Here is a 21030-nt window from a genome sequence, read left to right as displayed (position 1 = left end):
TCCTGTTTATAGTTTATAAAACGGTATTGAATTAAAAAGTTTGGATTTGGAATTTAATAGGTTGCATCACCGACGATACCTGCCCGCTCCATTTTGCGATGGCATGGCGGATAATCCATCACTGCATAATGTTGGGTACTTCGATTATCCCAAATAGCGATGCTATTCGGCTCCCAACTCCAACGCACCTGATATTCAGGAATCGCAGCTTGGGTGATTAAGTAACGCAATAGATCTCCTGCACCTGGATTGGCATCTTGCCCAAACCGTACGCGGTCTTTGGTGTGGTAATTACTAAAATGGGTAGTGAATGCATTGACGTAGAGAATCTGCTCACCTGTCTCTGGATGTGTTCGTACGACAGGATGTTCAGCATCTGGAAACTGTGCCTTCAATGCCAAACGTTTTTCGATAGGCATGGCAGCGCCAAAACTGGCTTCGATACTGTGATAGGCACGTAAAGGCGCAATCTTTTCCTTGATATCTTCAGGCAAATTTTCATAGGCCATCACCATATTGGTCCACATGGTATCGCCGCCAACAGGTGGACATTCCACACAACGCAGTACACATCCCATCGGTGGAATTTTGCGCCAGCTGGCATCGCTATGCCATGCATTTTCATACCGATCAATCGGGCTGTCAGGATGTTTATAAATTTGTACCAAACCTGGATGATCTGGATGACTACCCACCGCAGGATGATCCTCCAACGGCCCAAATCGTTCGGCAAAAGCCACATGTTCAGCCCGCGTCATCTGCTGATTACGCAAGAACACCACGCGATGTTTTAGCAATTGCGTCCGAATTTCAGTGAATAGCCCGTCATCATGAATCGCATCGGCTAAGTGGACACCATGTAGTTCTGCACCAATATTGCAAGTTAACTGTTCAATTTGCATCAGAAATCCCTTCAAATCACAAAAATGGATGAACCTATGGTTTTACGTGCTTCCAGATCACGATGTGCTTGTACGGCATCTTCAAGTGCATAGCGATGATTGATCTCGATCTTGATGCGTCCACTGCTGACATGATCAAACAGTTCCTTGGCTAAGGCTCTTTTTTCTTCTGGATCGGCAATATAATCGGCTAAAGCTGGACGGGTGATAAACAACGAACCTTTCATTGCCAGTAACACAGGGTTAAAGTCAGGAATTGGCCCTGATGCGGTACCTACGCAAACCAATAAACCACGGCGTTTGAGTGAGTCTAATGAGGCCATAAAGGTATTTTTGCCCACACTATCAAAGACCACATTGACCCCAATGCCATCGGTCAACTCACGCACCCGTTCAGCCACATTCTCATGGCTATAATTAATCACATGATCACAGCCATAGGCACGTGCTACCGCTGCTTTTTCATCCGTCGAGGTGGTCCCAATCACGTTTAGCCCCAACAGTTTGGCCCATTGCGAAACGATTAGCCCCACACCACCTGCGGCTGCATGTAATAAAATGCAATCGCCTGCTTTAAAGTCATAGATACGACGCATCAGATAGGCCGCCGTTAAACCACGCATGGTCATTGCAGCCGCAGTTTCACAGGAAATATCGTCAGGGAGTTTGATTAATGCATCTGCGGCAATAAGGCGTTCGGTGCTATAAGCGCCAAGCGTATTCAAAAACCCTGTATAGGTGACACGATCACCCACCACAAAATCGGTTACACCGTCACCCACCGCTTCGATAATGCCAGAGGCTTCAACACCTATACCATTTGGTAAGGGAATCGGATAAGTCCCATTGCGGAAATAGGTATCAGCATAATTGAGACCCACCGCTACGTGGCGTAGACGTACTTGACCAACCGCAGGTGCGCCGACTTCGATGTCCTCATAGCGCATCACCTCTGGTGTCCCTGTTCCGTAGAACCGTATCGCTTTATTCAACGTCATTTTCCTGTCCATCTTGTATTTTTATTCAGTGCCGAAGCAATATGACTAAAAAATACAATACTCAGGAGAACGTCGACTTTACTTAACACGACACGCACATCACCTTTGACGACAAATACTCAATCGATAGGATTCTTTTATAGAACGGCGCAAAGCTTAGGGGTTATTTACCAAGCTACTGATTCATGCCTTTCACATGCTCAACGAAATGATGCATATTGGTTGCCCATGTACTCATATCACGATGTGCAACCAGATAGGTATTGATCTGCGCTGTAGCCGAGTCAATGGGATGAATCTTCACACTTTGGGCAAAATGAGATTGCTGTACATAGCTGATCGGTAAAATTGCAAGGCCAACATCGAGACTGACACAGCTGATAATGCCATCTAGGCTGCCCATTTCAATCACATTGGCTGCGGGTAAATGATGGGAAGATAAGAACTGATCAATGGCTTTGCGGTAACTACAACCTTGCTTAAAGGCAATAAATTTCTTTTGAATCAGATCGTCATTTGTAAATCGTTCAGGCATATGCTTTGATGAAATAAGCACCAATTGCTCAGTCCAGACATGTAAATTGAACATCCCATCAATCGGTGCATGATGTGCCACAAATGCACAATCTAGCTTAGATGCATGGACCAAATCAATTAGATCTCGTGTGGGTGCGGTCGATAAGGCAAAAGGAAAATCTGGGCTGTGCTGTTGTAAATCGCGGATCAACACTGGCAGTCGAACCGCAGCCGTGGTTTCCATACTCCCAATCGCTAAAGGAAAATTGGCTGTCAGCTGACTATGGGAAAACGTGTCCAATAGCTCTTTTTGTAGATGCAGCATTTTTTCAGCATAACCATACAGTTGCACTCCAGCTCTAGTGGGTTGAATGGGGTTCTGCCGATGTAGCAACTCGACATTCAACTCTGTTTCCAGTTTTTTGATATGACTGGTGACATTGGATTGTACGGTATAGAGCGTTTTTGCCGCCTCGGAAAAACTGCCTAACTTCACCACCATCATAAAAATTTCTAAAGATTTAATCTGCATCGCCATCACTATTAGAGATAGTTAGTATCAATTCAAATCATTTTACATGATTAATAGCGCTTGTTTAAATAGCTATTCATTTCTCAACACCTAAAGATGGTTCAAACAATGTCTGGTACTAAGCTGTTATTTTTAATCAGTATTTTAAGTTGTTTCAGCTATGCACTCTATGTATTTGACTATAAATTTCTTGCCAAAGCACAACCTCTTGCGCATATGAGTCATAGCGACTAATTGATGGAATGAACAGGTCATGACTGAGCCAGCAAAAAACAGCAACCGCGGCCTGCAATCAGCGATCAGTGCAGCCTTGATTATGGCAATTGGTATGGGTTTCGGGCGCTTTGCGTTTACTGCGGTCTACCCGCATATGATTGATGAAGGCATCATTAATCTACAGCATGCCAGTTTGGCTGCTTCTGCAAACTATGCGGGCTATCTGTTGGGTGCTTTATTTGCGATCAAGATGAAATCCCAGCAGAGTTATCTCGGTAGTATTATTGCCACTGTAGGTACGGTATTTTGTCTGATCCTACTTAGTTGTATTAATACCATTGGCCTGATCATCTTGACTCGTGGTTTGGCTGGGATTTTTAGTGCTTTCGCCATGGTATCTGCTTCATTATGGCTGCTTGAACAGCAGAAACAAACACAACAACCCCCTATCTTGTATGCAGGCGTTGGTCTCGGGATTGCGCTCTCTGCCGAGCTTTTGGTTTTCGGTACGCATCTCAGTTGGCACAGCAAAATGCTTTGGTTATCACTCGGTCTATCCAGTCTGGTCCTTGGTTGCATTGCAATGTTTGGTTTATCGCAAGCTCAGCCAAATGCTGTTTCAACTCATGAGATATCAAGCACAAATCGCAAAGCTCCCCATGCCTACGCCCTGATTCTGATTTATGCCTTGGCAGGTTTTGGCTACATCATTACCGCAACCTATTTACCTTTATTTGTGAAACAGGCCTTACCGAATATTGATGCGGCACAGATCTGGGCAATCTTTGGTTTAGGTGCGATTCCTTCGTGTTTTTTCTGGCATCGTATCCACCGCAGCTTCGGCACACAAATCGCCTTATCCTCTAATTTAGGATTACAGGCTTTTGGTGTTGTATTGCCGATCATCCTACCAACCGCTTTGGGTTATCTGTCGAGTGCATTACTCGTGGGTGGAACCTTTATGGGAACGGTGACCATTGCCATGCCTGTGGCACAGCATATCGCTCGCCAAGCACAAAATAATTTAATTGCCTTGATGACTGTCGTGTATGGAATAGGTCAGATCATCGGTCCAATCGTAGCGAATGCCCTATTCTCGATCTATCATACGCTTAATAGCTCACTAATTAGCGCAGCTATGGCATTATTGATTGCAACAGTGATTAGTCTGAAATCAGCTGAGACGATCCATTAACCAGAAATAGATTGTTTAAAAACCTTCATCTGCTTGTATTGTTGCAGTTCATCTAATGAGTTAATACTATGACAAAACAGGCCTTGCTTTTGAAATGCCACCACCTGTGCATCCAATTGTTTAAAACAATCTCGCAAACTCAGTTTATTCTCAGCAATCGCTTGCTCCAACACAGATAAACTTTCTCGCTTAAGTAAACAAAATGGATATAAGGCATCTCCATTGATATTGACATAAGTCACTTGCGCCAGCGGTTGCTTTTGTAAAGCACGATGCAGTTTGTGTATAACCTGATTGGGAATATAAGTCACATCACAGGGAATAAATAAAGCATAGTCAGCTTGCAGATGTGACCAAGCACTTTTCATCCCCATCAACGGACCAAGGAAACCATTTTGATCATCTGCATAACATCGAATATCAGGTTCAATCTGTTTATATATCGAGTTATCACGGTGGCTATTCACCCAAATGTGTTTAACCTGAGTCTTAAAACTTTCACAAATTTTTGACAGCTGAATCTGATCATCAAACTGTTGTAGCAGTTTATTAGTACCGTTCATACGGCGCGCTTGCCCTCCCGCCAAGATCACTAGATCTGTAGCGGGATATTCTGTATTCATGCTTCTGCCTCCAATTGACAAGTTTTAATCAGACCACGAATCTCAGGTAAACAAGAACCACAATTTCCACCCGCTTTTAAACATGCTGTAACTTGTTTTTCATGGGTGATATTTTGCGTTTTGATGGCTTCAATAATTTTATTCTTACCCACTTTAAAACAACTACAAACCAATGGTCCATCGTTATTTGCCGCAGACATCGGCATTCCCGCCAGCAAAGTTTTACGATGCAAGGCACTTAATCGTTCACGTTTAAATAGACTCGCCACCCAATCCCGATTTGGCAATAAATCGACAGGTGCAATATATAAACTGGCAATCAGGATACCATCTTTTAAAATCACACTATGGCTGAGCTGCGATGAAATATCCTCCAGACTTAACCATTCATAGGTTTCATCTACAAAAGGCAGGAAGCTTTTCAAATTCTTTTGGGTCTCATCAATACTATGACGATCAGCAATTTCATAACGCATCGCTTTCGCTGTTTTGATCTTGGTCCACCACGCACAACGTTGTAAAGATGCTTTAATCTGATGTTCAAAGCCTTCACGGACATAGAGTACCCCTTGCCAAGTGGTATGGAATGGCTGAATGACCACAGGGGTATGTTTAAACTCAGGCTCACCTGAAATCGCATCCACCACAGGATTCACCACTTTACCAATCCGCGCATCAGAAGCGACTTGCTCAGTCCAGTGAATCGGGGCAAAGATTTGGCCACGACGCACACCTTGTGCCAGTGTCACCCGCAATACACAACGGCCCCATTGGGAGCGGACTTCCACTAAAGCTTTATCACGGATACCAAATTTTAATGCATCATTCGGATGAATCTCACAAAATGGTTCAGCGCGATGCGTGGTGAGGTTTGCCGATAAACCTGTACGGGTCATGGTGTGCCATTGATCACGGATACGTCCCGTATTCAACACCAATGGATAATCTTCGGAGATGGCATGCACTGGATCAATGGCAACAGTAGGAATCAGTTTGGCCTTTTTGTTTTTATGACTAAAACTACCACGATCAAACAATTGCTCCACGGCGATGCTTTGCCCTTTCTCCCAAACTGGCCATTGGGTTGGGCGTAAATGGTTATATTCATCCAGACTTAAATTCATTAAGCCTTTTAAATTGAAATAACGGAAGTTTTCGACCTGATCACGTTGGTCAACACTGGCATTTTGATAGGCTGATAAAGCCGCGTGTTCATTAAAAATGTCACAGGCATTGCTAAACTCAAAACCTGTAAAACCCAGTTTTTTCGCAACCTCTGCCACCGCCCACCAATCCGCTTTGGCTTGCTTTGGCGGATTTAAAAAGGCACGTTGCCGTGAAATACGGCGTTCAGAATTGGTGACCGTACCATCTTTCTCACCCCAACCTAATGCAGGCAACAACACATCTGCATAGGCTGTGGTATCGGTATCTGCACAAATATCAGAGACCACCACAAACTCACATTTTTCCAAAGCACGTTTGACTTGGTCTGCATCGGGTAAGCTCACCACAGGATTGGTTGCCATAATCCAGATCGCCTTGATTTTGCCGCTTTCTACCGCCTGGAACAAATCAACTGCTTTTAAGCCTGATTGCTTGGCAATCACAGGACTGTTCCAAAAACTTTGGACTAAATTTTGATGTGAAGGATTGTCCAAATCCAGATGCGCTGCCAACATATTGGCCAATCCACCTACCTCACGACCGCCCATTGCATTAGGTTGACCCGTCATTGAAAATGGCGCTGCACCTAATTTACCAATTTTTCCAGTGAGTAAATGACAGTTGATAATGCTATTAGCTTTATTTACACCTTGAGAGGATTGATTAACGCCCATTGAAAATAGCGTAATCACTTTCTCCGTCTTGGCAAACTTATCAAAAAACAGCTGTAATTTTTCTGCGGATATTCCTGTCCGTTTGACTAAAGCATTAAAATCTTGTTCACTTTCACTCGCAGCTAAAAGTGCCGCTAGACCTTCGGTATAAGTCTCAACAAAATGCTGGTCGATATAATCATGATGGTAAAGATGCTGAAACAGACCATTAAATAGAGCCACATCCTGACCGGGTAAAATTGGCAAGTGTAAATCTGCTTGCTCGCAGGTACTGGTAAAACGAGGATCGACCACCACCACAAATAAATCTGGATTCTGACTCTTAGCCTGCATGATGCGTTGATACAGTACGGGATGACACCATGCCGTATTAGAGCCAACCAGAACCACCATGTCAGTATGTTCAAAGTCTTCATAACTGGCAGGTACGATATCTTCACCGAAGGCACGTTTATGCGCTGCAACTGCAGACGACATACATAGACGTGAATTGGTATCAATATTGGCAGTGCCCAAATAGCCTTTCACAAACTTATTCACCACATAATAGTCTTCAGTCAGCAACTGTCCTGAGACATAAAATGCAACGCTGTCTGCTCCATACTGATCAATACATGCTTGAAACTGATTTGCAATTTTTTCAATTGCTTGATCCCAAGTGGTGGCTTGACGATGGTTTTTACGGCCAAACATCGGATGCAAAACACGAGTTTCCAAACCTAGCGTATCAGCTAAGTTGCTGCCCTTAATGCAGAGTCGTCCGAAGTTTGAAGGATGCTCTAGATCTCCTGCAACTTGTACTGTCGTCCCATGCGTTTTATGTTGGACACTGACATCCACGCCACACCCCACGCCACAATAGGGACATGTTGTTTTTGTAATAATTGTTTCTGCTTGATCGGAGCGACTGTGTTCTAGATTTTGAATACTGTTCATGACTGCCCCTTTTACCTAGTTAATCCGCTGAACTTTACACTCAACTAAAAAATCATTCTGAGTTCTTCTCCAGTTTCAGCTTATGGATAAACTTTCTAAAACTAGATTTTTCTCATCACACACTATCGTGACAGGCGGCATGGATGCCGCCTTGTTGAGCTGCGGTAGCAAGGATGTACCGTCAGCTTAACAAAGGATTTTTGTTACTTTTCATCCTTGAAAAGTAAGGCAATGCCTTTACAAAAATTATCGGCTCATACATCACATATGCGGCAATGCCATTCATCCTTTACCTATTCTTCTCGAATGGGTAAGCTTTCACCCTGCCTTTTTCATTGCAAAATCCTTACCAAATAACAGCTTATTTCTAAAAGTAGAAACAGGCGTTTGATCTGCAATCAACTCGGCATACCACATCCCATCTTCCGTATCACCAAACAGAACCGCACCAATCACTTTATCTTTCTGGATAATGATACGTTTGTAAATCTGACGTTTATCATCATTGAGGATGATGTCTTCATAATCTTCTTTCGGTTCAAAGTTCCCAGCAGAGAACACATCGACACCGCTGACTTTTAACTGCGTTGGTACCGTCGGTGATTTAAAGGTTAAGCTGCCATGTTCAGCCAAATGCGTTGCACAGATAAAAGCTTGTCCCCAAAGTGGCTCAACCAAACCAAAGGTTTGATTACGATGTTCGATGCATTCACCCACAGCATAAATACTTGGATCAAAAGTTTGCATGGTGTCATTGACCAAAATACCTCGGTTACAACGCAGTCCAGCACTTTGAGCCAAGGCAATATTCGGGCGAATCCCGACCGCAAAAATCACTAAATCCGCATCCAGTACCGTTCCATCTTTAAGGCGGACTTGACTGACATGACCATCCTCACCGATCAAAGCTTCGGTATTCGCCTCAGTAATGATATTGATCCCTTTTTGCTCAATACTATGACGCAACATACGGCTGGCACGCCCATCCAACTGACGCTCCATAATTCGATCCATCAGGTGTAGAACCGTGACATTCATGCCACGTTGTTTCAGTCCATAGGCCGCTTCCAGACCCAGTAAACCACCACCAATCACCACCGCATTCTTTTTGGTTTCGCAATATTTGATCATGGTATTGACATCATAAATATCACGGAAGCTAATCACGCCTTTTAGATCTACACCTTGCACAGGTGGAACAAATGGTAATGAACCAGTGGCAATAATCAAACGATCATAATCAACACTTTCGCCTTTCTCGGTATGAACAACTTTGCGAGTACGATCAATCTTGATTGCAGGATCATCCGCAATAAATTGAATCCCTTTGTCGCTGTACCACGCATGTGGATGCAACATGATGTCATCAATGGTTTTTTCACCTGAAAGTACTGGCGACAACATAATACGGTTGTAATTGCCCCAAGGCTCCTCACCAATCACGGTTACATCATAACGATCCGGTGCCATATCCAATAAATCTTCTAGGCAACGCATCCCCGCCAAACCATTGCCAATTAACACCAGTTTCAGCTTTTCTTGAGCAGCCCCATTGTTGGTAATATAGGTTTTTTGCGGAACAGACCCGACCCACACCCGACCATTTTCAATTTTGGTTGGAAAAACCAAGAGCTTTTGATCTTTATCTTCCAGACAACGCCCCGTCGCTAAACTAAAATGTTGTTTATAAATCGGCGATGCAATCACGCGTTCACCTTGTAAATCGCCAATGATGCCGCGACACATCACATTGGCTTGGCTAAATGGATCTTTATTGCTAAGCGCATAAATCCGCTTTTCGTGACCAACACGAAACAGTGCAACGGATTGACCTTCGATCAGTGCGCCCACACCCGTATTTGGTGTGATGTCATCCAACGCACACACCTCGACCCATTGATTTTCTGGCAGCATATCGATGTTCTTTAAACTGGTCATTTGAGTTCTCCTTATGCTTCAACCATTGGGATACGATCGACTGAGCGTTCAGCGTCATTCAAAGGGCGAATCTGATCGCGCACTTGGGTAAATTGAATATGTGGGTCAGCTTGCTGTTCTGCACTGGCATTGATATAGGTTTGGAAACGTTTACGAATCTCAGGATCTTCAACCGCAGTACGCCATTCATCTTGATAAGTCCCAATCACATGACTCATACGACTTTCGAGTTCTTCGGCAAGTCCTAGCGAATCATCGACAATCACTGATTTGAGATAATCCAAACCGCCTTCCATATTGTCACGCCATACGCTGGTACGTTGTAAACGATCTGCAGTTTGGATATAGAACATAAAGAAACGGTCGATATAACGAATCAAGGTTTCGGTATCAAGGTCAGAAGCCAATAACTCTGCATGACGTGGTTTCATGCCACCATTACCACAGACATACATGTTCCAACCTTTCTCTGTTGCAATCACCCCGACATCTTTACCTTGCGCTTCGGCGCATTCACGGGTACAACCTGAAACCGCCATTTTCAATTTATGTGGCGAACGTAGGCCCTTATAGCGGTTCTCAAGTTCAATCGCCAAGCCCACAGAATCATCCACCCCGTAACGGCACCATGTACTACCGACACAGGATTTCACGGTACGTAATGATTTACCGTAAGCATGACCTGATTCAAAACCCGCTGCATTGAGTTCTTCCCAGATAAACGGGAGTTGATGAATTTGCGCACCAAATAAGTCGACACGTTGTCCACCGGTAATTTTGGTATACAGATTATATTTTTTGGCAATTTGACCTACGGCGATTAAGCCATCTGGAGTGACTTCACCACCTGCCATACGCGGAACAACCGAGTAAGAACCATCTTTTTGAATATTACCCAAGTAGTAGTCGTTACTGTCTTGTAGGCCCGCATGGCTGGGTTCAAGTACAAAATCATTCCAGCACGATGCCAAAATATTGGCCGCCATTGGCTTACAAATATCACAGCCTAGACCATGACCATGTTGATGAATCAAATCATCAAAGGTCTTGATTTCATTGACACGAACCAAGTGATAAATTTCTTGGCGTGAGTACGGGAAGTGCTCACACACATGGTTATTGACTGTTACGCCTTGCCGTTGTAGCTCAGACTTCAACACTTGCGTGACTAAAGGTGCACAACCACCACAGGCTGTCGCCGCTTTGGTACATTTTTTCAAAGCACCAAGTGAGGTTGAACCGTCACAAATTGCTTGGCAAATATCGGCTTTGGACACGTTATTACAAGAACAAATGGTTGCGCTATCTGGCAATAAATCGACACCACTACCGCCTGCTTTGGCACCTGAATCGGCAAAACCTGGCATGATCAAACTTTCAGGTGTTTCTGGTAGTGCCAGACCATTTAGCATCATTTGTAGTAGGTCATTATATTCTTTGGCATCACCGACCAAGACCGCACCAAGCAACTTGGTTTTATCTGCATCGACCACGATCTTTTTATAAACCAAGCTATCTTCATCAGCATAAAAATAGCTGAGTGAGTTTGGCGTCATGCCATGCGCATCACCGACGGATGCCACATCAACCCCCATCAACTTCAACTTGGTGCTCATATCTGCACCTGCGAAACAATGGGTTTCTTCGGCTAAGATATGTTTTGCGGCAATACGTGCCATGTCATAGCCGGGTGCGACTAAGCCATAAATTTTATTATCCCACAGCGCACATTCACCAATCGCATAGATATGCTCATCTGAGGTTTGACAATAATCATTGATTTTAATCCCGCCACGCTCACCCAACGCTAAACCACTCAAGCGCGCTAATTCATCACGTGGGCGAATTCCCGCTGAGAATAAAATGATATCTGTTTCCAGCTCACTGCCATCCGCAAACTTCATGATGTGCGTTGTGCTATCACCGGCTTCAATACATTGCGTGGCTTTTTGGGTATGGACTTTTACCCCAAGATTTTCAATTTTACGGCGTAATACCTTGCCACCTAGATCATCAATTTGTACCGCCATTAAACGCGGTGCAAACTCCACCACATGCGTTTCCAGATTTAAATCTCGCAATGCTTTGGCAGCTTCCAGACCTAATAAACCACCACCAATCACCACACCTGTTTTGGCATTTAAGCTCGCAGCACGAATGGCATCTAAGTCTTCAATGGTACGATAGACAAAACAGTTTTCACGATCATTGCCTGAAATTGGTGGAACAAAGGCATATGAACCTGTTGCTAAGACCAATTTGTCATAATGAATGACATCGCCTAAATTGGTAGTCACCGTTTGCTCAGCTGCATTAATTTCTACCGCTTTGGTATTGAGTCTTAAATCAATACCGTGCGCGTCTGCAAAATCAAAGCGAGCCAGTGATAAATCTTTGGCTGTTTTACCAGAGAAGTATTCAGTCAAATGTACGCGGTCATAGGCAATACGTGGTTCTTCTGCAAGGATGGTAATTTCTAATTCATCATCAGCTTTCTCCAAGATGGCTTCGATGAATTTATGCCCCACCATACCGTGACCAATCATCACTAATTTCATTGTGTTTCTCCTCAAATCGAATCTTTGATTAAGCTGCGCTGCTTTGTTCTGAGCTACGTTCCAACATGGCTTGTTCAAACAGCTGTTGTTCTTTTTGTTTATGCTCTACCGAGAATCGGATCAGCATCACCGAGCTTGCAGCAATCACTACCAAGCCACCTAAAACCATTAAACAAGTTTGAAAATCGACCATTCCTTTCAGCAAGAATCCTGCTGCGACTGCCCCGACATTGCCACCTGCACCAATAATGCCTGCCACACCACCGAGTGCTTCACGATCAATAAATGGAACCAATGCATAAGTCGCACCACATGCCATATGGGTAAACAGTGCGAAGATGGTCATACTGAGGATTGCAAGAACTGCACTATTCATATGCGCGAATAGCATCAGGAACAGTCCTTCACCCAAGATCAACAGAAACAAGATTTTGGTACGACCATCTAGACCTTTTTTCAGCGCGACTTTGTCTGAAACAATCCCACCAAGGGCACGGGCAAACAGTGCCAGCAAACCAAAAACCCCAGCAGCCAGTCCTGCTTCTTTTAAGCCAAAGTTGAAGTGTTCGACGTAATACATCGCAATGATGTTGTGCATGAAGATTTCAATACCAAAACATGCCGCATAAGAGCAGAATAGAATCCAGACCCGATAGTTGCGTGCTGCATGCATTAGGATTGCCAAGCCCCCTTTTTTATCGCTTCCCACCACAACACCTTGCGCACGAAGTTCTTTAAAATCGCCTTGTGGGCAATCTTGAGTCAGCTTCCAATAAAGCACACCCACGATCAGCATCATCACACCCGGTACAAGCAATGCAATTCTCCAACCCATGGCTTGTTCTACACCGAACATCACCAAGGCAGACAACAGTAAAGGCATCAAGGCTTGTGTCGCACCACCACCTGCATTCCCCCAGCCCGCTGATGCGGCATTTGCAGTGCCTACAACATTTGGTGCAAACATAATGCTGGTATGGTATTGAGTAATGACAAAGCTGGCGCCAATTGCACCAATCAATAAACGGAAGAATAGGAAGGATTCATAACTATTTGCTGCAGCAACACCAAATACAGGAATGCTGCCCAACAATAACAATGCAGTATACGTTTTACGCGGACCATACTTATCACACAGTGGACCAACGATTAATCGAACCACAATCGTGATTGCAACAGCAGCAATATTAATATTGGCGATCTGATCTTTGGTGAGATGGAACTCGCCTGCAATCACTGGCATTAATGGTGCACAAGCAAACCAAGCAAAGAAACAAACGAAGAAAGCAAGCCAACTCATGTGGAATGCCCGCATCGCTGGTGCGGAAAAGTTGAATAACTTAATTGACGTGGCTTTTTTCGCCGATAAATCTAAAGACATTGCCATCTCCCATACTGAACGTATCATGTGTTGCTCATACAGCACGCTGTATCAACAAACCGATCAGATCGGACATCGTTGGCCGTCTTACAATTTTGCAAGTCATCTTTGACTCAAGGAATAGTTAGCAAATGCTGTGCCAAGTTCTAACCACAATCACACCAACATAACATTAGTTATTGTTTTATATTAATTTTATTCATTTACTCTTTATTTTTAATGAATACCAATTCGGTTGAAGAGAACAAGTTCAGTACAACGACCTGTTTTAAAGCACAATTCGCACTGCTTCAAAACAATTCTTTTTACGCACTTAAAAAGTGCAGTTTTATTCTGGAGGATATAAGTCAAATTTTTCATTTCTTCTACTTGGTCACAGCGATACAATAAAGCGCATAAACAATACGCCCCATGGAGCGATTGCACCGAATAAGAAATCAAAATAGCTTCACTGGCACTATTTTTGCTTCAAAAACAATACGCACAGTACTTTAATCTCTGTGCATAACCCCACCGTTTGACCTATATACTTATGCCGAAACTCAAGATCGCACTTATTGATGACGACCAGGCTCGGGCTGAATACATAAAAACCTGTTTGATTGAACATGACTTTGATGTAGTGGCTTGTTTTACCCTCGATCATCTCAATATTTTTAAACTCGAACATCTTCAAGCCGATGTCATTCTGCTTGATATGGATCACCCACATCGCGATGTGATCGAAAGTTGTGTCAGCAACTTTGATCTGCCTACCGTCTTATTTACCAAGAACACCGATAAAGACACTATCAAACAAGCCATTGATGCAGGGATTACCGCCTATATCGTCGATGGTATAGACCCAAGCCGCTTACACACCATTTTAGATATTTCGATTGAGCAGTATAAAAAGCATAAAAAACTGGAATGTGACCTGAAAGATGCCAAGACCAAACTTGCAGATCGTAAAGATGTCGAAAAGGCCAAAGTGTTGCTCATGCAACTGCATGGCTTAACTGAAGACACCGCGTTTCAATTACTCAGAAAAAATGCCATGAGCCACCGCATGACTATTGGAGAAATGGCACGCCGTTTACTCGATGCCCAACAACTTTTAAATAATCAACTAAAGGATGAATAGATGAGCCATTTAGTCGAATTAGCAAAAGTAGAAAAAACCGAATTACAACTGGGCTATATTCCCTTACTTGATTGTGTCGCATTACTCTGGGCAAAGCAGCGTGGTTTTTTTGAAGAAGTCGGTTTAAATGTCAATTTAGTCAAGGAAGCTTCTTGGGCCAGTTTACGTGATCGTTTAGCTTTTGGCTTACTCGATGCTGCACATTGCCTGTCTGCCATGTTGCCAGCAGCAGCGGTCGGAACTGATCAAATTGGGATTCCACTACAAACCTCTCTCGTGCTGAGTGAAAACCGAGCCTTTATCAGCTTAAGCCAGAAGCTCTGTTATGCACTGAATATTCAGAAGCAAGACAACGCAGAGAGCTCCGCACAGAAACTGACGGATTATATCCGCCAAGATCAAAACGTCTCTTTGGCACATGTATTCCAACACTCGATTCATCACTACTGCTTAAGAGAATGGCTCGCTTTGGCTGACCCTCAACTAGCGCAAACCATTCAAATGAAAACCTTACCGCCACCTTATATGGTTGAAGCGATCAGTAATCATTTAATAGATGGGTTTTGTGTCGGTGAACCTTGGAATACTCAAGCTGAGTTACAAGGTCTAAGCCAAATTGTCTGTTCAAGTCAGCACATTATCCCGAATGTTGCCGACAAAGTCTTAGCAGTCACGCAAGAATGGGCGCAACAACATCCACACACTTTGATTGCCTTAACCAGTGCCATTCTCAAAGCGCAACAAGAGTTGCGACAACTAGATGATTTCAGCCCTGTATGGCAACTTCTGATTGAATTTGATGTGATTCAATTCCATTGCTCGCCAGACGTTCATGTTGAAAAGTACTTTACCATCCAGAATATCATTCGTAACTTTGTACAAAACAGTGCTGAGCCAAAAGCCCAAGACTTTGAATGGCTATTTCAACAAATGCATAAGTGGAATGCTGTAGAACTTGAACGAGACACTTATATGACTCAAGCTCAGAATTGCCTACTGCTTGAAACCTATAAAGCTGCTGCGAATCCCACATAAAACCAAGGACAAAAAAAAGCTGTCTTGATATTTAAAGACAGCTTTTGAAAGACCCAAAAGGGATTACACCAATCACAAGTAATCCCTTAAGTAGTCACTATCATATTGAAAGCAGAGATATCTTTTTCGGACATTTTTATGTCATTAACTGCCATCTAGAATGCGAATTTTTATCATTTCTGCCAACTGATTAAGCGACAACAGTGTTCAATCTCTAATCATCTTGCATTGCAGTCATCAAGCGCTTCACAATGTCACGCAATCAACAAGTAGCATCAGAAAAGGTTCAATATTCATATTTTAGCAACTACAGGTTTACTATCCTCATAAATAATAATTTAAACACATAAAAACAATATGTTAGTATAAAACCTTCATCCTATTGGATCACATAAAAATACACTTTACCCAATTCTTTTCTAAGGATTTAAGTCGCACTAAGATACCAAAATATAAATAGCTTGACTGCTGAGTTACACAAATCCCATGAACGAAATGAGGTAATTCAGTTTAGAATGTTTAAAAATAAAATTACGCTAAATTTTGTCATATTTTAACATTGCCAATTCCTTGCAAAGTTTTCATTATATGCACCATGCTTGGCATGCAAATTTCTTCATCGATTAAAACAAATTATAAAAAAATTGCAGAATTTTGTGCCATAATAAGCAAACTTTGCAGACATCTTGCAAAAAACTTTTGCAGATTTAGAAATTGGAGCAGGCTGAATGAGCTCAACCATTTTGGTAATTCATGGACCGAATTTGAACTTGCTAGGAAAACGCGAACCAGAGGTATATGGTTATCTCACGCTAGATGATGTTAACCAGCAACTCATCGCTCAAGCCCAACATGCATCACTCACACTAGATACTTTTCAAAGCAACTGGGAAGGTGCGATTGTCGATCGTATCCATCAAGCACAAAACGAGGGTGTGAAATTTATCATTATCAACCCTGCAGCCTTGACCCATACCTCAGTTGCTTTACGCGATGCCTTACTTGGTGTTGCCATCCCATTTATTGAGGTTCATTTGTCAAATGTTCACGCCCGTGAATCATTCCGTCATCACTCATATTTATCAGATAAAGCCATTGGCGTAATTTGTGGCTTAGGTGCAAAGGGTTATTCCTTTGCTCTCGATTACGCTATCGAAAAAATTCAATCTTCTAACTAATTTAGACTTTTTAGGAATGCTCACTCATGGATATCCGTAAAATCAAGAAGCTCATCGACTTGATGATTGAATCTGACTTACAAGCGATTGAAGTTAAGGAAGGCGACCAATCCATCTCATTAACTCGCCCTACTCCTGTTTATGCCGCGGCTGCTGTAGCTGCAGCTCCAACGGTTGCTGCTCCAGCACCAGCAGCAAAAACACCACGTGGTGCAGTTGAATCATCACCTATGGTTGGTGTGTTCTATGCAGCACCAAGTCCAGGTGAAGCACCATTTGTAAATGTAGGTCAAACAGTATCTGCGGGTGAAACATTAGGGATCATTGAAGCAATGAAAATCATGAACCCAATTGAAGCAACAAAAAGCGGCGTAATTGAAGAAATTCTAGTGAAAAATGGTGAAGTGATCCAATTCGGTCAACCACTTTTCCGCTACCGTGCTTAATCAGTTTGGGGATTCCTATGTTGCAAAAAGTATTAATTGCAAACCGTGGCGAAATCGCTTTACGAATTACTCGGGCTTGTAAAACTCTTGGCATTAAAACAGTTGGTATCTATTCAGATGCCGATAAAGATTTAATGCACTTACGCTTCGTTGATGAAGCAGTGTGTATCGGACCGGGTGCAAGTAGTGAAAGCTATTTAAATATTCCTGCAATTATTACTGCTGCAGAAATCACAGGCGCGGATGCAATCCATCCTGGTTATGGTTTTTTATCCGAGAATGCGGAATTTGCTGAAATCGTTGAAAGTTCTGGCTTTATTTTCATTGGCCCTCGCCCTGAACATATTCGTCTTATGGGGAATAAAGTATCAGCGATTATTGCCATGAAAAAGTCAGGTGTACCAACGGTACCTGGCTGTGATCATGCCGTAACCATTAACAATGCACTCGCGGAAGCAAAAGAAATCGGCTTCCCATTGATCGTGAAAGCGGCTTCTGGTGGCGGCGGTCGTGGTATGCGTATCGTAGAACGTGTCGACACGCTACTTGAATCGGTTCAAGCGGCGCAACGCGATGCAGAGATGTGGTTCGGTGACGATACGGTTTATATGGAACGTTTCTTACAGAAACCTCGCCATGTCGAAGTACAGGTTCTTGGTGATGGTAATGGTCATGCGATTCACCTCTATGATCGCGACTGTTCTTTACAACGTCGTCATCAAAAAGTATTAGAAGAAGCACCGGCACCAAACCTACCTGAACAAGCACGTGCTGATATTTTAGAAGCCTGTGTGAATGCATGTAAGTTGATGCAGTATCGTGGTGCAGGTACATTTGAATTTTTATTTGAAGATGGCGAATTCTTCTTCATCGAAATGAATACTCGCGTGCAAGTTGAACATCCTGTCACTGAAATGGTGACTGGGGTTGATATCATTGAACAGCAACTTCGTATTGCAGCTGGTTTAGGTCTTGAACTTGAACAAGAGCAAATCGAAGTTAAAGGTCATGCGATTGAATGCCGTATCAATGCTGAAGATCCAACTACTTTCTTGCCTTCTCCAGGTAAAATTGAAAGTTTCTATGCGCCAGGTGGTGCTGGTATCCGTTTGGATTCACACATCTATCAGGGCTACAACATCCCGCCTTACTATGACTCAATGATTGCAAAATTGATTTCTCATGGTAAAGACCGTGAAACATCATTAGCTCGCATGCGCCAAGCATTAGATGAAATGATTTTGACAGGAATTAAAACCAATATTCCTTTGCATAAAGATTTGATCTTACAAGACAAAAATTTCTGTGAACAGGCAATGGATATTCATTATCTTGAAAAACATTTGCTAAAACAGCTTGAACCAAAAGCTGAAAAAGCCTAAATAAAAAAGCCTCTTACTCAAGAGGCTTTTTTATTTCTAACTCAATCTTAATTCTTAGGGTAAAACACGACGCAAGGTCGCAAAACACTTATCGCCTTTTTCACTGGCACAAAAATCGATAGTTGAATCATTGGCCCATTTTACAAAGTACTGCGAAACTTCACCCGTTTGATCTTGCTTTTGACCTGAACAGTCCATTTCATTATTGTCATATTTGATTTGCAGAACTAATGCGGGCAAGCGCTCTTTATGATCTTCTGATGGCTGATAATCATATAAGCCATACGACCATTCTTGACCACTTTTAATCACCACATCACTTGCACCACGGAAGTTATAGTATTCGACACACTTCTTATTGTTTGGAATTTCCATTCCCCACAGCCCCATAATCTCAGGGCGAGTTGTGACCCGAATCGCATTGGCTTTAGCTATTTGTTGAGGGGTTACTGCTGCTTTGTCATTTACGACCGTCTCTGCCATAGTCCATGTTGAGCAAGCCCATAATAATCCAATAATATAAATATTTTTCATAGATTTAATTAAGTCGTCATCTTAACGGTGCATAGGCTTAAATTAGCATATTTTTTGATAAAAGCATGCATTCATAACCATATAAACACAATATTTTTACCATGTAATTTAATTGCTTGTTTTGACACTTTTTCAGGTATGCTATTTTTCAAATTGTATTTAACTTTTTACTTTATAAAGATTTTCGCTTTAGGGATAAAAGCCATGAAATTTTCAGAATACGTACAGTACGATGGTTTAGGGTTAGCCGAGTTAGTCAAAAACAAAGAAGTTCAGCCGTCAGAGCTGCTCGAAATCGCATTAGAACGAAGCAATCAAGTCAATCCGAAACTGAATGCCATCATTATCCCAATGTATGAACAAGCCAAACAACGCGCTCAACACGCTTTATCAGGTCCATTCTCAGGTGTTCCATTTTTAGTCAAAGATCTATTTCAAGAATACCAAAGTGTGCCAACGTCTTATGGCAGTCAAGCATTAAAAAAAATCAATTACACACCAGACTTTAATGCAGAAATTGTCAATCGCTGGGAACAAACTGGTATTGTCACTTTTGGACGAACGAATACGCCTGAATTTGGTATTAAAGGGATTACTGAGCCTGATGCTTGGGGAGCATGCCATAATCCTTGGAATTTAAAGCATAACAGCGGTGGCTCTTCAGGCGGTTCTGCTTCAGCAGTTGCAGGCGGCTTAGTCCCTATTGCGGGTGCGGGTGATGGCGGTGGATCAATTCGTATCCCTGCTTCGTATTGCGGTCTATTTGGACTTAAACCCAGTCGTGGACGTACGCCATGGGGACCACAATTTAGCGAAGCCATGCACGGCGCTGCCATGCAGCATGTGCTCAGCAAAACCGTTCGAGATAGTGCAGCCATGCTTGATGCAGTGCAAGGTCCTGAACAAACCTCACTATTTCGTATTGAAGCACCGAAACAAAACTACTTAGATATCATTCAACAAAGTCCAAAAAAACTTCGTATCGCATTTAATACCCAATCACCGATTGGTACCAAAATCTCTAAAGATGCAATCCAAGCTGTGCAAAAAACTGCGAAGCTATTGGAATCATTGGGTCATATTGTGGTTGAAGACCGACCTAAAATAGATGGTCTCGAACTGGCAAAAGATTTTGTCACCACATGGTTCAGTCAGTTCTCCTATATGCAGGCACAAATCAAACAAATGGCGGGTGCAAAAAATCGTGATTTCGAACTCGATTCAATTACTTTGGCTGCCTTTGGAGCGAAGACCACGGCGACAGAATATATTCATACGCTTAATAATTGGGGACTGTACAGCACCCAGATGAATATTTTCTTTGAAAAATATGACTTATACCTCACGCCAACCACGGCCTCAGTCGCGCCTAAAAATGGTGAGGTTGCCACACCTGCTTGGCAGAAGCCAATCCTAAAAGGCTTGCTAAAACTAGGAAAAGCCCACTACTTGGCACAAGGTAAGTTGGTAGAGAAAATGGTACAGGACAATTTGAGTTGGGTACCTTTTACCCAGCTCGCCAATGTAACCGGTTTACCTGCCATGTCAGTCCCTTTGTATTGGAATAAACACGGTATGCCACTCGGTAGCCAGTTTATCGCACCTTTTGGATGTGAAGACCGCTTGTTGCAACTTGCCGCTCAACTGGAACAAGCACAACCATGGTTGCCGCAATATAAACACATCCAAATCTAGT

General features: G+C 42.9%; 17 protein-coding genes. 8 read left to right on the top strand and 9 right to left on the bottom strand.

From position 1 onward, the window contains the following. Positions 1–53 precede the first annotated feature (53 nt). From MN869_RS00320 to MN869_RS00310, 3 genes are all read right to left on the bottom strand, one after another. Positions 54–902, bottom strand: a complete 849-nt coding sequence (locus MN869_RS00320) for a TauD/TfdA family dioxygenase (protein WP_005315873.1) — start codon at positions 900–902, stop codon at positions 54–56. Between the two features lie 11 nt (positions 903–913). Beyond that, on the bottom strand, positions 914–1900 hold the full coding sequence (locus MN869_RS00315; RefSeq protein ID WP_033133035.1) for a quinone oxidoreductase: 987 nt from the start codon (positions 1898–1900) through the stop codon (positions 914–916). A gap of 175 nt (positions 1901–2075) precedes the next feature. Next, on the bottom strand, positions 2076–2954 hold the full coding sequence (locus MN869_RS00310; protein WP_033133034.1) for a LysR family transcriptional regulator: 879 nt from the start codon (positions 2952–2954) through the stop codon (positions 2076–2078). Positions 2955–3056: 102 nt separating this feature from the next. On the opposite strand from MN869_RS00310, the gene MN869_RS20360 reads away from it, so the two are divergent. Both MN869_RS20360 and MN869_RS00305 read left to right on the top strand, forming a co-directional pair. Further along, positions 3057–3182 (top strand): hypothetical protein, encoded by a 126-nt coding sequence (locus tag MN869_RS20360; RefSeq protein ID WP_017402313.1) that lies wholly within the window; start codon positions 3057–3059, stop codon positions 3180–3182. 19 nt (positions 3183–3201) lie between these two features. Further along, complete coding sequence (locus MN869_RS00305) at positions 3202–4359, top strand: YbfB/YjiJ family MFS transporter (protein ID WP_033133033.1); 1158 nt, start codon at positions 3202–3204, stop codon at positions 4357–4359. Here MN869_RS00305 and MN869_RS00300 read toward each other — a convergent pair. From MN869_RS00300 to MN869_RS00280, 5 genes are all read right to left on the bottom strand, one after another. Continuing rightward, entirely contained in the window at positions 4356–4982 is a 627-nt protein-coding gene (locus MN869_RS00300; RefSeq protein ID WP_033133032.1) for an NTP transferase domain-containing protein, read from the bottom strand. The two genes, MN869_RS00305 and MN869_RS00300, sit on opposite strands and share 4 nt — an antisense overlap. Next, complete coding sequence (locus MN869_RS00295; RefSeq protein WP_243306743.1) at positions 4979–7759, bottom strand: nitrate reductase; 2781 nt, start codon at positions 7757–7759, stop codon at positions 4979–4981. The genes MN869_RS00300 and MN869_RS00295 overlap by 4 nt, the downstream gene beginning before the upstream one ends. A 318-nt stretch (positions 7760–8077) precedes the next feature. Then, positions 8078–9697: a nitrite reductase small subunit NirD gene (gene nirD, locus MN869_RS00290; RefSeq protein WP_033133030.1), complete on the bottom strand. Its 1620-nt coding sequence runs from the start codon at positions 9695–9697 to the stop codon at positions 8078–8080. A gap of 11 nt (positions 9698–9708) precedes the next feature. After that, entirely contained in the window at positions 9709–12255 is a 2547-nt protein-coding gene (gene nirB / locus MN869_RS00285) for a nitrite reductase large subunit NirB (protein ID WP_033133029.1), read from the bottom strand. Positions 12256–12283: 28 nt separating this feature from the next. Then, positions 12284–13642, bottom strand: a complete 1359-nt coding sequence (locus MN869_RS00280) for an MFS transporter (protein WP_162180567.1) — start codon at positions 13640–13642, stop codon at positions 12284–12286. Between the two features lie 526 nt (positions 13643–14168). On the opposite strand from MN869_RS00280, the gene MN869_RS00275 reads away from it, so the two are divergent. The 5 genes from MN869_RS00275 to accC all read left to right on the top strand — a co-directional run bounded on the left by MN869_RS00275 (position 14169) and on the right by accC (position 18800). Further along, a complete protein-coding gene (locus tag MN869_RS00275; protein WP_005189070.1) occupies positions 14169–14759 on the top strand; it encodes an ANTAR domain-containing protein in 591 nt (196 codons plus the stop codon). Further along, positions 14760–15794 (top strand): ABC transporter substrate-binding protein, encoded by a 1035-nt coding sequence (locus tag MN869_RS00270; protein WP_033133028.1) that lies wholly within the window; start codon positions 14760–14762, stop codon positions 15792–15794. It abuts the gene before it with no gap. A gap of 728 nt (positions 15795–16522) precedes the next feature. Beyond that, positions 16523–16972: a type II 3-dehydroquinate dehydratase gene (aroQ, locus tag MN869_RS00265; RefSeq protein WP_005315896.1), complete on the top strand. Its 450-nt coding sequence runs from the start codon at positions 16523–16525 to the stop codon at positions 16970–16972. Positions 16973–16998: 26 nt separating this feature from the next. After that, on the top strand, positions 16999–17418 hold the full coding sequence (gene accB / locus MN869_RS00260) for an acetyl-CoA carboxylase biotin carboxyl carrier protein (protein ID WP_004807532.1): 420 nt from the start codon (positions 16999–17001) through the stop codon (positions 17416–17418). 17 nt (positions 17419–17435) lie between these two features. Then, the gene (accC, locus tag MN869_RS00255; protein ID WP_004807534.1) at positions 17436–18800 is read left to right on the top strand and encodes an acetyl-CoA carboxylase biotin carboxylase subunit; all 1365 of its coding nucleotides are present in this window, start codon (positions 17436–17438) and stop codon (positions 18798–18800) included. A 54-nt stretch (positions 18801–18854) separates the two neighbouring features. Here the strand turns inward: accC and MN869_RS00250 are convergent, their stop codons facing one another. Next, the gene (locus MN869_RS00250) at positions 18855–19334 is read right to left on the bottom strand and encodes a hypothetical protein (RefSeq protein ID WP_005189081.1); all 480 of its coding nucleotides are present in this window, start codon (positions 19332–19334) and stop codon (positions 18855–18857) included. 204 nt (positions 19335–19538) lie between these two features. Here MN869_RS00250 and MN869_RS00245 point away from each other — a divergent pair, with 204 nt between their 5' ends. Further along, entirely contained in the window at positions 19539–21029 is a 1491-nt protein-coding gene (locus tag MN869_RS00245) for an amidase family protein (protein WP_033133027.1), read from the top strand. Position 21030 lies beyond the last annotated feature (1 nt).

This window comes from Acinetobacter sp. NIPH1876, from assembly GCF_022808535.1.
In the GTDB taxonomy this organism is placed as follows: Bacteria; Pseudomonadota; Gammaproteobacteria; order Pseudomonadales; family Moraxellaceae; genus Acinetobacter; species Acinetobacter higginsii.
The sequence above is the reverse complement of the archived record's forward strand: the minus strand, read 5'-3'. Positions and strand labels throughout refer to the sequence as shown.

What these genes read in the sequence shown, in the direction of transcription:
- accC (WP_004807534.1), top strand. Translation starts at nt 17,436, where the DNA reads ATGTTGCAAAAAGTATTAATTGCAAACCGTGGCGAAATCGCTTTACGA.
- MN869_RS00250 (WP_005189081.1), bottom strand. Translation starts at nt 19,334, where the DNA reads ATGAAAAATATTTATATTATTGGATTATTATGGGCTTGCTCAACATGG.
- accB (WP_004807532.1), top strand. Translation starts at nt 16,999, where the DNA reads ATGGATATCCGTAAAATCAAGAAGCTCATCGACTTGATGATTGAATCT.
- MN869_RS20360 (WP_017402313.1), top strand. Translation starts at nt 3,057, where the DNA reads ATGTCTGGTACTAAGCTGTTATTTTTAATCAGTATTTTAAGTTGTTTC.
- aroQ (WP_005315896.1), top strand. Translation starts at nt 16,523, where the DNA reads ATGAGCTCAACCATTTTGGTAATTCATGGACCGAATTTGAACTTGCTA.
- MN869_RS00280 (WP_162180567.1), bottom strand. Translation starts at nt 13,642, where the DNA reads ATGGCAATGTCTTTAGATTTATCGGCGAAAAAAGCCACGTCAATTAAG.
- MN869_RS00310 (WP_033133034.1), bottom strand. Translation starts at nt 2,954, where the DNA reads ATGGCGATGCAGATTAAATCTTTAGAAATTTTTATGATGGTGGTGAAG.
- nirB (WP_033133029.1), bottom strand. Translation starts at nt 12,255, where the DNA reads ATGAAATTAGTGATGATTGGTCACGGTATGGTGGGGCATAAATTCATC.
- MN869_RS00295 (WP_243306743.1), bottom strand. Translation starts at nt 7,759, where the DNA reads ATGAACAGTATTCAAAATCTAGAACACAGTCGCTCCGATCAAGCAGAA.
- MN869_RS00300 (WP_033133032.1), bottom strand. Translation starts at nt 4,982, where the DNA reads ATGAATACAGAATATCCCGCTACAGATCTAGTGATCTTGGCGGGAGGG.
- MN869_RS00245 (WP_033133027.1), top strand. Translation starts at nt 19,539, where the DNA reads ATGAAATTTTCAGAATACGTACAGTACGATGGTTTAGGGTTAGCCGAG.
- MN869_RS00315 (WP_033133035.1), bottom strand. Translation starts at nt 1,900, where the DNA reads ATGACGTTGAATAAAGCGATACGGTTCTACGGAACAGGGACACCAGAG.
- MN869_RS00270 (WP_033133028.1), top strand. Translation starts at nt 14,760, where the DNA reads ATGAGCCATTTAGTCGAATTAGCAAAAGTAGAAAAAACCGAATTACAA.
- MN869_RS00275 (WP_005189070.1), top strand. Translation starts at nt 14,169, where the DNA reads ATGCCGAAACTCAAGATCGCACTTATTGATGACGACCAGGCTCGGGCT.
- MN869_RS00320 (WP_005315873.1), bottom strand. Translation starts at nt 902, where the DNA reads ATGCAAATTGAACAGTTAACTTGCAATATTGGTGCAGAACTACATGGT.
- nirD (WP_033133030.1), bottom strand. Translation starts at nt 9,697, where the DNA reads ATGACCAGTTTAAAGAACATCGATATGCTGCCAGAAAATCAATGGGTC.
- MN869_RS00305 (WP_033133033.1), top strand. Translation starts at nt 3,202, where the DNA reads ATGACTGAGCCAGCAAAAAACAGCAACCGCGGCCTGCAATCAGCGATC.